The following is a 13,030-nucleotide window of genomic DNA, read 5'->3' as shown; positions in this document are numbered from 1 at the left end:
TCGGTGAGATCGGAGGATGAACTGACCCGAGCCCCTGTCGCGGTCAGCGCGCCAGCACCTTGGCGGCGTCGCGGGTGGTTCCCACTGCCCGCGAAACGTCGGCCACCGACTGAACGATCGCCCCGATATTGCCGGTGATCGCCGTGACCGCGCCGGCGGCGCTCTGCATGTTCTCAGCGAGATCGCGGGTCACCGCGCTCTGCTCCTCGATGGCGGCCGCGGTCGCCACGACGGTCTCGCGCATCACCGAGACCGACGTCCCGATCGAGTTCAGCGCCCCCACCACCTCATGCGAGACGCGCTGCACGCTGGCGATCTCGCCGTTGATCTGCCCGGTGGCCCGCGCGGCCTGATCGGCCAGCGCCTTCACCTCGGACGCGACGACCGCGAAGCCGCGGCCGGCTTCGCCCGCGCGGGCCGCCTCGATCGTGGCGTTGAGCGCCAGCAGGTTGATCTGACCCGCGATGTTCTGGATCAGGCCGACGATGCCGGTCATCGCGGTCGCGGTCTCGGCGAGGCGCTTGGTATGGCCGTCCGCCTCTTGGACGCAGGCATAGGCGGTGTCGGTGGCGCCCTGCGAGCGGACGATGCTTTGCGACATCTCCGCCACGGAAGCGGCCAGCTCCTCAGCTGCCGCCGCGACGGTCTGGACGTTGCCGGAGGTCGAATCCGCTGCCGAGGAGGCCAGGGCGGCCGCCCGCGTCGAATACGTCACCGCCTGCTCGATCTCGCCGAAGTTCCGGTCGATGAGCGTGCGCAGGTCGGCGAAAAGACGAACCTGGTCGGTGATGTCGGTGGCGAACTTCACCACCTTGTAGGGCCGGCCGGCGGCATCGAAGATCGGGTTGTAGGAGGCCTGGATCCAGACTTCGCGTCCGCCCTTGCCGACGCGCCGGAACTGCGCCGCCTGATAGGTCCCGTTCCGCAGCGCCGCCCAGAATGCGCGGTACGCCTCGCTGTCGCGATGGCTGGGCTCGACGAACAGGCTGTGGTGCTGCCCGACCACTTCCCCTCTTGCGTAGCCCATCGCGGCCAGGAAATTGTCGTTGGCTTCCAGCACCGTACCATCGAGATCGAATGCGATGACGGCCTGCACCTTGTGGATGGCTTCGATTTGTCCCGCGCGGTCGGCCTCCTCGGTTCGCTGCTGCGTGATGTCGGTGGCAAACTTCACCACCTTGTAGGGCCGACCGCGGACGTCGAGCATCGGATTGTAGGATGCCTGGATCCAGATCGTGCGGCCGCCCCGGCCGACCCGCTGGAACTGTCCGCTCTCGAACGTGCCCGAACGCAGGCGCTCCCAGAGCGCGCGGTACTCGGGCGAATCCCGCTGAGCCGGATCCATGAACATGCTGTGGTGCTGCCCGACGATCTCCGGAAGCGTGTAGCCAACCGCAGCAAGGAAATTGCCGTTGGCCGAGAGGATCTTCCCGGCGAGGTCAAACTCGATGACGCCCTGAACGCGGTCGAGGGCCGCGAGCTTGGCCTGCGCTTCACGGACCTTCAGGGCAGAAAACATGGCGAGGGAGCTTCCGCTTGGCGGATTCGGCTTTGCCGGGCGGCACCCGGTTCAGGTGGCTCGTCGATCCGCGACTTACATCCAAGAGTTGCAATTAGAAGATTAATATAGAGTGTCGCTTGTTCTTTAGACGATGGAACGAGGATGACGATCGTCAAGTTGTCGTTGCCCTCGCCCATGAGCGGAATGGCGGCGACGGGACCGGGCTTGATCGCTTGCGCTGCGTCCCGGCACGGCCCCGAACAGCTGGGCGGCATCGCCGAGCATAAGTCTCCGTTTACCATTCCTGCACAGGATCGGGACCGACCCGCGCGGATCGGCATCCGCGCGGCCTGGAGTCGTTGCCCGGCATGATGTCACGCGCGGAACGCACCCCCCTGACGGACTGGTGGTGGACGGTCGATCGTGGGCTGCTCGCGGCCCTGTTCGCGCTGATGGTGGCCGGGCTGGTCTTCCTGATGGGCGGCGGCCCGCCGGTGGCCGAGCGGATCGGTCTGCCGACCTTCTACTTCTTGAACCGGCAGGCGATGTACCTCGCCCCGACGATCCTGCTGATCTGCGCGGTCTCGTTCCTGTCCCTGCGCGGCATCCGCCGGCTCGCGCTGGTTACCTGGATCTGCGGCGTCGTCCTGTGCCTGCTCGCCGGCAAGTTCGGCCCCGAGATCAAAGGCGCCCATCGCTGGATCCAGTTCGGCTCCTTCGGCCTGCAGCCCTCGGAATTCGTGAAGCCGGCCTTCGTGGTCGTGGCCGCCTGGGCCTTCTCGGAGGGTGCGCAGCGCCGCGACATGCCGGGCGGCATCCTGGCGCTGCTGCTCCTGCCGATCACCATCGTGCCGCTGCTGCTCCAGCCCGATTTCGGCCAGACCATGCTGATCACCATGGTGTGGTGCGCGCTTTTCTTCGTTGCCGGCCTCCACCTGATTTGGGTGGCCGTCCTCGGCATTCTGGGCCTTGGGGGTGTCTTCGCTGCCTACCTGTTCTTCCATCACGTCCGTGAGCGCTTCAACAAGTTCCTCGACCGGGATTCCGGCGGCGGATTCCAGGATTTCTGGTCGCGCGAATCGTTCCGCTCGGGCGGCTGGTTCGGCACCGGGCCGGGGGAGGGGGTGGCCAAGCGCCACCTGCCAGACGCGCATACCGACTTCATCTTCTCGGTCACTGGCGAGGAATTCGGCGTGATCGTCTGCCTGTGCCTCGTGGCGCTGTTCGCCTTCATCGTGCTGCGCGGCCTCAAGCTCGCCCGGCGAACCGACGACACGTTCTCGCGGCTGGCGATCACCGGGCTGACGACGCTGTTCGGGCTCCAGGCCTGCATCAATATGGCGGTGAACACCCAGCTGATGCCCGCCAAGGGCATGACGCTGCCGTTCGTCTCTTATGGCGGCTCCTCGCTGATCTCGCTGGCGCTCGGCACCGGCTTCCTTGTCGCCCTGACCCGCAAGCGCCCCCGCACCGTCATGCTCAGCCAGAAGCCCCCCGGCACCGCGCCGGCCACCGTCGCCGGGGTGATGCGGTGACGGTCTTCACCCCCACGATCCTGCTCTGCGCGGGCGGCACCGGCGGACACCTGTTCCCGGCCGAGAGCCTCGCCCACGCGCTGCGCGCCCGCGGCATCAGGGTGGCCCTCGCCACGGACGCGCGGGTCGACGCGATCGCGTCCGAGTTCCCGGCCTCCGAGGTGGTGACCATCGCGTCGGCGACGCCGTCCGGACGCTCGCCCCTGAAGCGGGCCGGCGCCGTGCTGACGCTCGGCCGCGGCTTCGGCGTCGCCGCGAAGGAGATCCGCCGGATCAACCCGGCCGCCATCGTGGGCTTCGGCGGCTATCCGACCGTGCCGCCGGTACTCGCCGGCCAGATCCTGCGGGTGCCGACGATCCTGCACGAGCAGAACGCCGTGATGGGTCGCGCCAACGCCTTCCTGGCGCGGGGCGCCCGCTCCATCGCCACCGGCTTCAAGGTCGTGCGCGGTGTGCCCGACAAGGCCAAAGCCCCGCGCATCCACACCGGCAATCCGCTCCGCCCGGCGGTGATCGAGGCGGCGAAGATCCCATATCCCGCCTTCGGTCCGGACGATGCCCTGCGGCTCCTGGTGTTCGGCGGCAGCCAGGGCGCCCGAGTCATGGGCGAGGTCGTGCCCGAGGCGATCGCCCGTCTGCCCGCCGCGTTGCGCGCCCGGCTGCACCTCGTGCAGCAGGTCCGGCCGGAGGATCTGACGGCTGTGCAGAACCGCTACCTCGCCATGGGGCTCGCCGGGATCGAGGCGGCGCCGTTCTTCAAGGACCTGCCCGCCCGCATGGCCGCGAGTCATCTCGTGGTCTCGCGATCGGGCGCCTCCACGGTGTCGGAACTGGCGGCGATCGGCCGCCCGGCGCTCCTCGTGCCGCTGCCGGGCTCCCTCGATCAGGACCAGGCCGCCAACGCCGCGACCCTCGACGCGATCGGCGCGGCTTTGGCCGTGAAGCAGGCGGATTTCACGCCGGATCGCCTCGTCGCGGAACTCACCGCCTACTTCGAAACGCCGGCAAAATTGACCGCGGCGGCCGATGCGGCCAGAAGCGCGGGCATCCACGACGCCGCCGAGCGGCTGGCCGAGGTCGTCATCCAGACGGCCGCCCGCACCTGATTCCTCTGGGATTTCGCACCGGCGATCCCGCCACCAGACGGTTCGACCCATGAAGCTGCCCGACAAGCTCGGACCCATCCACTTCATCGGCATCGGCGGCATCGGCATGTCCGGCATCGCCGAGGTGATGCACAACCTCGGCTACACGGTGCAGGGCTCGGACGCGTCCGACAACGCCAATGTCCGCCGTCTCGCCGAGAAGGGCATGCGGACCTTCGTGGGCCACGATGCCGAGAACGTCGCGGAGGCGGCCCTGGTCGTGGTCTCGACGGCGATCCAGCGCGACAATCCGGAGTTGCAATCAGCACGGGAGCGCCGGCTCCCGGTCGTGCGCCGCGCCGAGATGCTGGCCGAGCTGATGCGCTTCAAGTCCTGCGTCGCCATCGCGGGCACGCACGGCAAGACCACGACCACCTCGCTGGTCGCGACGCTGCTCGACGCCGGCAACCTCGATCCGACCGTGATCAACGGCGGCATCATCAACGCCTACGGCACCAATGCCCGCATGGGCGCCGGCGAGTGGATGGTGGTGGAGGCCGATGAATCGGACGGCACCTTCCTGAAGCTGCCGGCCGACGTGGCGATCGTCACCAACATCGACCCCGAGCATCTCGACCATTTCGGCTCGTTCGATGCCATCAAGGACGCGTTCCGGCGCTTCATCGACAACATCCCGTTCTACGGCTTCGCGGTGATGTGCATCGATCACCCCGTGGTGCAGGACCTCGTCGGCCATATCGAGGACCGCCGCATCATCACCTACGGCGAGAATCCGCAGGCTGATGTGCGCCTGATCGACGTCGACCTGCGCGGCGGCCAGAGCCGCTTCCGCGTGATGATCCGCGACCGCCGTCCGGGCTACCGGATGGAGATGGAGGATCTCGTCCTGCCGATGCCCGGCAAGCACAACGCGCTCAACGCCACGGCGGCGCTCGCCGTCGCACACGAGCTCGGCGTGAAGCCCGACGCGATCCGCCAGGCGCTCGCCGGGTTCGGCGGCGTGAAGCGGCGTTTCACCCGCACCGGCGACTGGAACGGCGCCACGATCTTCGACGATTACGGGCACCATCCGGTCGAGATCAAGGCGGTGCTCAAGGCCGCCCGCGCCTCGACCGAGCACGGCGTGATCGCCATCGTGCAACCCCACCGCTACACCCGTCTCCAGTCGCTGTTCGACGATTTCTGCACCTGCTTCAACGATGCCGACACGGTCATCGTCGCCCCGGTTTACGCGGCCGGCGAACAGCCGATCGAGGGCTTCGACCGCGACAGCCTCGTCTCGGGCCTCCGCTCCCGCGGCCATCGCGACGCCCGGGCGCTGGAGCGGCCGGAGGAACTCGCCGGGATCATCGCGGAGCTCGCCAAGCCCGGCGACTACGTGGTCTGTCTCGGCGCCGGCACCATCACCCAATGGGCCTACGCGCTGCCGGGCGAACTCGCCGCGCGGGGGCGGTGAGCGGTGGGCGGGGCTGCCGCGGAGCAGACTCGTTTCCGGCGGGACGTGCGTGAGGCGCAAACCGAGGCGAAGTGCCGCCTCCGGTATCGTTCGCGCGAGCGGCGTCTGGCCGGCTCCAAGTTTGTCCGGCAGGAGTCGATCGGCCGCTCCGTGGCCGATTTCTGCGGCCGGGAGGGGCGCCGGATCGTCGAGCTTGACGGCGGTCAGCAGGCCGACAGCGGACATGATCGTGGTCGGGACGCGTGGCCGATCGCCCAGGGCTACCGCGTCCTGCCGTTCTGGAACGCAGAGGTCGTGAACGACATCTCCGGAGATTTGGACATTGTTCTGGCCGCCCTTCCCCCCTCTCCCCGCCTGCGGGGAAAGGGCCGCGACGACCCCTTCGTCGGCGCGGCGAGCCTGAAGGGCGAAGGTGAGGGGGCGGCTCCGGTCGAGTCACAGCCGGAGCCGCCCCCTCACCCTCGGCTTCCGCCTCGCTCCGACGACGACACGGTCGCCGGAGCCCTCTCCCCGCGAGCGGGGAGAGGGGAGAAACATTAATGACCGCATCCCTTCACGACCGCATCCGCGCCGCCGCGCCCGACCTTCGCGGGCGCCTGCTCGCCGACCAGCCTCTGGCGGACCTCACCTGGTTTCGGGTCGGCGGGCCGGCCGAGGTCCTGTTCACCCCGGCCGACGAGGAGGATCTAGCCCGCCTCCTGGCCGTCCTCGATCCGGACGTGCCGGTGACGGTGATCGGCCTCGGCTCGAACCTCATCGTCCGCGACGGCGGCGTGCCGGGCGTCGTGGTGCGCCTCGGCGGCAAGGCCTTCGGCAGCATCGCGATCGACGGCGACACGCTGGCCGTTGGGACAGCGGTGCCGGACATGCGCCTCGCCAAGGCGGCGGCTGATGCCAGCCTCGACGGGCTCGCCTTCTTTCGCGGCATCCCGGGCTCGATCGGCGGCGCGCTGCGCATGAATGCCGGCGCGCATGGTGGCGAGACCACCGACGTTTTGGTGGAGGCGCGCGGAATCGACCGCCGGGGGGAACGCCGCACCTTCGGGCACGCCGACATGGGCTTCTCCTACCGGCATTCGGGTGTGCCGGAGGATGTGATCTTCACGAGCGCCCTGTTTCGGGGCAGGCCCGGCGACCGGGCCGCCATCGAGGCCGAGATGGAGCGGGTCACGGCCGCGCGCGAGGCGGCCCAGCCGATCCGAGAGCGCACCGGCGGCTCGACCTTCGCCAACCCGCACGGCGGCAAGGCGTGGCAGCTCATCGACGCCGCCGGCTGCCGCGGGCTGACGCGGGGCGGTGCCCAGGTCAGCGCGATGCACTGCAATTTCCTTATCAACACCGGCAGCGCGACCGCGGCCGATATCGAGGGTCTCGGCGAGGAGGTTCGTCGTCGGGTGCACGAGACGAGCGGGGTGGAGCTGCGCTGGGAGATCCGTCGGATCGGGGCGTCCGCGAAAGCTGTAAGTCGGTAAGATGTAAGCTCAACGGCAGGGATGCAGGATATGCCGGATCAGTCAGCCCGAACGGCGCATTCCCAGGTCTCGGTGAAGAGCCAAACGGTGCTGCCGGCTGCGGTTCTCGAGCATCTGGCGATCGGACCCGACGATCGCCTGCGCTACCGGATCACGCCGGACGGCATCCGCATCGACAAGGCTCCGCCGGAAGGTGAGGATCCGTTCGCGGCCTTCACGGAATGGGCAGGCCCGATCGATGATGAAGACTATGCCGGCCTCTGAGACGGCGGATCTGCCGGCCGGCACGGTGATCGTCGTGCCGTTCCCCTCCTCGGAAAGATTGGCAGAGAAGAGACGGCCCGCGATGGTCGTGTCGGGCGAGGGTGTGGCCGCTGCCGGCTACGTGTGGATCGCGATGATCACAAGTGCCCGCAACACGCGCGCTGAAGGCGACGTCCGGATCGACGACTTGACCTCCGCGGGCCTCGGCGTCGCCTCGGTGGTGCGCCCCATCAAGCTCGCCTGCATCGAACCAACCCGGATCCTGCGCCGCATCGGAATGCTGCCGCATCCGACGGCCGCACAGGTCTACGCCACGATCCGAAGCCTGATCGGCGCGGCATGAGCCGGACCGACATTTATCGCCTCGCCCCGGAGCGCACCATGTCCAAGCACGTCGCCGTCCTGCTGGGCGGCACCTCCGCCGAGCGCGAGGTCTCGCTCAATTCCGGCAAGGCCTGCGCCGACGCTCTCGAAGGCGAGGGCTACCGTGTCACGCGGGTCGATGTCGGTCCCGACATCGCCTCCGTGCTGACGGCGCTCAAGCCGGACGTCGCCTTCAACGCGCTGCACGGCCCGGACGGTGAGGACGGCACGATCCAGGGCCTCCTGGAAATCCTGAAGATTCCCTACAGCCATTCCGGCGTCCTCGCCTCAGCCCTCGCCATGAACAAGGAGAAGGCCAAGATGGTCATGCGGGCCGCCGGCGTGGACGTGCCGGAGGGCCGGATCGTTAACCGTCGTGAGGCCGCCAGGACACACGCCCTCCCACCACCCTACGTCGTGAAGCCCAACGCGGAGGGCTCATCGATGGGTGTGATCATCGTGCGCGACGGCCGCTCGCATCCGCCCCAGATCCTCGCCACGGAGGACTGGGCCTTTGGCGAGCAAGTCCTTGTCGAACCTTACATAGCCGGCCGTGAGCTGACCTGCGGGGTGATGGGCGACAAGGCCCTCGGCGTCATCGAGGTGAAGACCACGACGGGCGAGTGGTACGACTACGACGCGAAATACGCCCCGGGGGGCTCGGTCCACGTGCTGCCGGCCGAACTTAAACCAAATGTTTACCAGCGTGTCCAAGAACTGTCGTTAACGGCGCATCAAGCACTGGGCTGCCGGGGCGTCAGCCGTGCCGACTTTCGATTCGACGATACGCCGGGTGGTACCGGGCGGCTCGTGGTTCTGGAGGTCAACACGCAACCCGGCATGACCCAGACAAGCCTTGTGCCGGAGATGGCGGCCCATGCGGGCCTGAGTTTCGGTGAGCTCGTCCGATGGATCGTGGAGGACGCTTCTCTGAATCGCTGAGCGGTGACGCCGCCGGCCGGATCGGTCCGGCGCGCCGCCTCGGCGCCGCTCTGGGCCGGCTCTTCGGCCGCCCTGCGCGCTCGCTCTCGGTCCGCCGCGCCCGCTCCGGCCAACGCCTGAGCGAGCGGCTGCCCCGCGGCGTCGGCGTCGTCGGGGTCTCGGTATCCCTCGCGGCCGTGTCGCTCGCGGGCTTCGTGGCGAGCGGGCGTTACGACGCCTTCGTGGCCGAGCAGGGCCGCCCGCTGGACATTGCCGCACGCCTGACCGGCTTCGGCGTCGAGCGCGTGACCATCTCGGGCATCTCCCGGATGTACGAGCGCGAGGTCCTGGCCGCCGCCGGCATCGATTGGCGCTCCTCCGTTCCGTTCCTCGACGTCAGCGCGGTGCGCGAGAAGCTGCTGCGCGTGCCGCTGATCGCCCAGGCCTCGGTCCGGAAGATCTATCCCAACGAGATCGCCATCACCCAGGTCGAGCGCGAGCCCGCGGCCCTCTGGCAGAAGAACGGCGAGATCAGCGTCATCGCAGCCGACGGCACCGTCATCGATGCCATGCGCGACGACCGCTATGCCAGCCTGCCGCTGGTGGTCGGCGAGGACGCGAACACCAAGCTTCCCGAGTACCTCGCCCTGACCGCGGCCGCCGGGCCGCTGGCCGAGCGGATCAAGGCCGGCACCTACGTATCCGGCCGGCGCTGGACCCTCAAGCTCGACGGCGTCGACGTGCGCCTGCCTGAGGCCGATCCGGCCGCCGCGCTCGCCCGCCTCGTCCGGTTCGAGCGCGAGGCCGGCTTGCTCGAGAAGGACATCATCGCCGTGGACCTGCGCATGCCGGACCGCTTGGTGGTGCGCCTGACCGAAGAGGCCGCCGCCGCCCGGGCGGAAGCCCAGAAGGCGAAGAAGAAGGGCGCAGCCAGCTGATGCCCTCGACCACGATCTCCGCCCGTCCTGCATCCCGCGTCCGGTAGCGTCAATGCACAGCCAACACGGCCTCACGCCGCGCTTGAAGCCGCTCTCCGCCCGGCGCTCGACCACCCTCTCGGTGCTCGACATCGGCACGAGCAAGGTGGTCTGCCTCATTGCCGAGCTGCAGCCCGCCGAGGCGCTCACGACGCTCCGCGGCCGCACGCACCTCGCGCGCATCATCGGCATCGGCCACCAGCGCTCCCTCGGGTTGAAGGGCGGCGCCATCGTCGACCTCGCCGCCGCCGAGGGCGCGATCCGTCAGGCGGTCCACGCCGCCGAGCGGATGGCCAAGGTCGAGGTCCAGTCGGTCATCGTCAACATGTCGGGCGGCCGGCTCGCCTCGCAGCATTTCCAGGCGCGGGTGAACGTCCGCTCCGGCACCGTCACGGGCAGCGATGTCGAGCGGGTGCTCGAGACCGCGAGCGCCCACGGCGTCAGTCCCGGCCGGGCAGTCCTGCACGCGCTGCCCACGGGCTACGCCCTGGACGGGCAGGGCGCCGTGATCGACCCGTCGGGCATGATCGGCGAGGCGCTCAGCGTCGACCTGCACGTTGTGACCAGCGAGCTCGCCGCCGCCCGCAACGTCATGCTGGCGGTGGAGCATTGCCATCTCGGGGTCGAGGCGGTGATCGCCACGCCCTACGCGGCCGGCCTCTCCGCCCTCGTCGATGACGAGGCCGAGATGGGCGTCTGCGTCGTCGACATGGGCGGCGGCACCACCAGCGTCGGCGTTTTCTCCGGCGGCCACCTGGTCCACGTGGACGCCCTGGCGGTCGGCGGTCACCACGTCACCATGGACATCGCCCGCGGGCTCTCCACCCGCATGGCGGCGGCCGAACGGCTGAAGACCCTCTACGGCTCGGCCCTCTCCACCCCCTCCGACGACCGCGACATGATCGCCGTGCACGGCGTCGGCGAGGACGAGGGCGAGGCCCCGGCCCACATCCCGCGCTCGCAGCTCGTGCGGATCATCAAGCCGCGCGTCGAAGAGGTGGTCGAGCTGGTACGCGACCGCCTCCGGGACGCGGGCTTCGCCGCCCAGGCCGGGCGGCGCGTGGTTCTCACCGGCGGCGCCAGCCAGCTCGTCGGTCTGCCGGAGGTCGCCCGGCGCGTCCTCCAGGGTCAGGTGCGGATCGGGCGGCCCCTCGGCATTCGGGGCTTGCCGGAAGCCGCCAAGGGCCCAGCCTTCTCGGCCGCGGTCGGCCTGCTCGTCTACCCGCAGGTGGCCCATGCCGAGCACTTCGAGCCGCGGGGGCACGGCGCCTTCGCGGCGACCGGCACCGACAGCTACATCCGCCGAGTCAGCCGCTGGCTCTCGGACAGCTTCTGAAATTCCGCATCCGCCCCTTCGGGCGGGTGTGTCGACGAGGATCCGGCGCTTTCAGCGTCGCACGGACAGCACAGTTAGCGAGAGGCTCGACACCATGGCCATCACCCTCCAGGCGCCGGACATCCGGGAACTCAAGCCCCGCATCACCGTCTTCGGCGTGGGCGGCGCCGGCGGCAACGCCGTCAACAACATGATCGAGTCGGGCCTGCTCGGCTGCGAGTTCGTCGTGGCCAACACCGACGCGCAGGCGCTCACCTCCTCCAAGGCCGAGCGGGTGATCCAAATGGGCCTCGGCGTGACGCAGGGCCTCGGTGCCGGCTCGCATCCGGAGGTCGGCTCCGCCGCCGCCGACGAGGTGATCGACGAGATCCGCGATCAGCTCTCGGGCGCCCACATGTGCTTCATCACCGCCGGCATGGGCGGCGGAACCGGCACCGGTGCCGCGCCGGTCATCGCCCGCGCCGCCCGCGACATGGGCATCCTGACGGTCGGCGTCGTGACCAAGCCGTTCCAGTTCGAGGGCATGCGCCGCATGCGCACGGCCGAGTTCGGCATCCAGGAACTGCAGGCCGCGGTCGACACCCTGATCGTGATCCCGAACCAGAACCTGTTCCGGGTCGCCAACGAGAAGACAACCTTCGCGGACGCCTTCGCGATGGCCGACCAGGTGCTCTACTCGGGCGTCGCCTGCATCACCGACCTGATGGTGAAGGAGGGCCTCATCAACCTCGACTTCGCCGACGTGCGGGCGATCATGCGCGGCATGGGCAAGGCCATGATGGGCACCGGCGAGGCGTCCGGCGAGAAGCGCGCCAACCGCGCCGCCGAGGCCGCCATCGCCAACCCGCTCCTCGACGACGTGTCGATGAAGGGCGCTCGCGGCCTGCTGATCTCGATCACCGGCGGCTCGGACCTGACCCTGTACGAGCTCGACGAGGCCGCCACCCGAATCCGCGAGGAGGTCGATCAGGACGCCAACATCATCCTGGGCGCGACCTTCGACGAGAGCCTGGACGGCATCATCCGCGTGTCGGTGGTCGCCACCGGCATCGAGCCGCTGCTGATCTCGGCAAACTCGCCGAACAACCCGGCCATCGCCGAGACCGAGCAGCGCATCGCCGAGGTCGCCGAGCGCCTGCGCGCCGAGGCCCGCGCCCGCGCCGCCTCGCCGGTGCCGAGCATCCGCACCGAGGCTGTCGCCCAGGCGCCCGTCCAGGCTCCGGCCCATGCGCCGCAGCCGGCCCCCGAGATGCGTTCCGAGCCGCGGATCGAGGCGCCCGCTCCGGTGACCCGCGACGAGGTCGTGCTCGCCCAGGTCCAGCCCCGGGCAGCGGCTCCCTTCGTCCCCGCTCCGGCACCCCTGCCATCCGAGCCTGCGACGCAGCTCGCGGCCGGTCCGTTCGTGCCGCCGCGTCCGGCTGCCCCGGCCGGCACGCCGCTCGCCCGGGCCCCCCGCATGCCGCAGATCCACGAGCTGCCGCCGATCGCGCAGAATCAGATCATGGCGAACCGCGCCGCCGAGGAGGCTGCGCCGGAATCCAAGCGGACCTCGCTTCTGCGTCGGCTCGCGACGGTCGGCTTCGGTGGCCGCCGCGACGAGATGGAGGGTGCCGCCCCGGCAGCCCGGTCTGTCGCTCCGGCGGCGCCGCAGCCGCAGATGGCGCAGCCGCCCATTCCGCAGGCCCCGCGCGTTCCGGCCGCCCCCGCGGTTCCGCAATACCGCCCGGCCCAGGGCAATCTCGATGCCCAGGGTCGGTTGGCGCCGCAGCCGCGGATGATGGACGACGACCAGCTGGAGATCCCGGCCTTCCTGCGGCGTCAGGCGAACTGAGCGCTGACGAAACCGGACGCGAATCCGGGGAGCCGGCGGGAAACCGCCGGCTCTTCGCATTGGAATAAGACAACCATTGGTTGCTTTTTGACCGCTGCCTTGGTGCAGCCGGTCTCGCCTGGACCCTGTGATCCCTGGGGGCGTGGTGCATCCGCGCCACAGAACGGTCGCCGGTTAGCCACGCATTAACCAACCTTTAAGTCTTTGGTGTATCAGCAGTTTGCGACAGGGGCGCCGCAAGCGTGTCTGTAACACAGCGTAAGAATCC

The 13,030-nt window shown here is 69.5% G+C and carries 12 protein-coding genes; 11 read left to right on the top strand and 1 reads right to left on the bottom strand.

Annotation, left to right across the window (positions count from 1 at the left end):
- Positions 1-43: 43 nt before the first annotated feature.
- Entirely contained in the window at positions 44-1,519 is a 1,476-nt protein-coding gene (locus JOE48_RS04830; protein ID WP_210028368.1) for a PAS domain-containing methyl-accepting chemotaxis protein, read from the bottom strand.
- A 350-nt stretch (positions 1,520-1,869) separates the two neighbouring features.
- Between JOE48_RS04830 and JOE48_RS04825 the strand changes: the two genes are divergently transcribed.
- The 11 genes from JOE48_RS04825 (at position 1,870) to ftsZ (ending at position 12,762) form a co-directional block, all read left to right on the top strand.
- On the top strand, positions 1,870-3,036 hold the full coding sequence (locus tag JOE48_RS04825; RefSeq protein WP_210028366.1) for an FtsW/RodA/SpoVE family cell cycle protein: 1,167 nt from the start codon (positions 1,870-1,872) through the stop codon (positions 3,034-3,036).
- Complete coding sequence (gene murG, locus JOE48_RS04820) at positions 3,033-4,142, top strand: undecaprenyldiphospho-muramoylpentapeptide beta-N-acetylglucosaminyltransferase (protein WP_210028365.1); 1,110 nt, start codon at positions 3,033-3,035, stop codon at positions 4,140-4,142. Before JOE48_RS04825 ends, murG begins: the two co-directional genes overlap by 4 nt.
- 49 nt (positions 4,143-4,191) lie before the next feature.
- The gene (murC, locus tag JOE48_RS04815) at positions 4,192-5,598 is read left to right on the top strand and encodes a UDP-N-acetylmuramate--L-alanine ligase (protein ID WP_210028363.1); all 1,407 of its coding nucleotides are present in this window, start codon (positions 4,192-4,194) and stop codon (positions 5,596-5,598) included.
- 3 nt (positions 5,599-5,601) lie between these two features.
- Positions 5,602-6,138 carry a DUF559 domain-containing protein gene (locus tag JOE48_RS04810; RefSeq protein WP_210028361.1) on the top strand — a complete coding sequence of 179 codons (537 nt, stop codon included), beginning with the start codon at positions 5,602-5,604 and terminating at the stop codon, positions 6,136-6,138.
- A complete protein-coding gene (gene murB, locus JOE48_RS04805; RefSeq protein WP_210028359.1) occupies positions 6,138-7,070 on the top strand; it encodes a UDP-N-acetylmuramate dehydrogenase in 933 nt (310 codons plus the stop codon). The genes JOE48_RS04810 and murB overlap by 1 nt, the downstream gene beginning before the upstream one ends.
- A 30-nt stretch (positions 7,071-7,100) precedes the next feature.
- Positions 7,101-7,334, top strand: coding sequence for an AbrB family transcriptional regulator (locus tag JOE48_RS04800; protein ID WP_210028358.1), 234 nt, complete (start codon positions 7,101-7,103; stop codon positions 7,332-7,334).
- A complete protein-coding gene (locus JOE48_RS04795) occupies positions 7,321-7,677 on the top strand; it encodes a type II toxin-antitoxin system PemK/MazF family toxin (protein ID WP_210028357.1) in 357 nt (118 codons plus the stop codon). Before JOE48_RS04800 ends, JOE48_RS04795 begins: the two co-directional genes overlap by 14 nt.
- A 38-nt stretch (positions 7,678-7,715) precedes the next feature.
- Complete coding sequence (locus JOE48_RS04790) at positions 7,716-8,639, top strand: D-alanine--D-alanine ligase (RefSeq protein ID WP_210028356.1); 924 nt, start codon at positions 7,716-7,718, stop codon at positions 8,637-8,639.
- On the top strand, positions 8,606-9,556 hold the full coding sequence (locus JOE48_RS04785) for a cell division protein FtsQ/DivIB (RefSeq protein WP_210028355.1): 951 nt from the start codon (positions 8,606-8,608) through the stop codon (positions 9,554-9,556). The genes JOE48_RS04790 and JOE48_RS04785 overlap by 34 nt, the downstream gene beginning before the upstream one ends.
- A gap of 52 nt (positions 9,557-9,608) precedes the next feature.
- Entirely contained in the window at positions 9,609-10,931 is a 1,323-nt protein-coding gene (gene ftsA, locus JOE48_RS04780; RefSeq protein ID WP_210028353.1) for a cell division protein FtsA, read from the top strand.
- A gap of 94 nt (positions 10,932-11,025) precedes the next feature.
- Positions 11,026-12,762 (top strand): cell division protein FtsZ, encoded by a 1,737-nt coding sequence (gene ftsZ, locus JOE48_RS04775; protein WP_210028352.1) that lies wholly within the window; start codon positions 11,026-11,028, stop codon positions 12,760-12,762.
- Positions 12,763-13,030: the final 268 nt, after the last annotated feature.

This window comes from Methylobacterium sp. PvR107 (assembly GCF_017833295.1).
Classification (GTDB): Bacteria; Pseudomonadota; Alphaproteobacteria; order Rhizobiales; family Beijerinckiaceae; genus Methylobacterium.
Note: the sequence above shows the minus strand (reverse complement) of the source record. Positions and strands in the feature narration are given on the sequence as shown.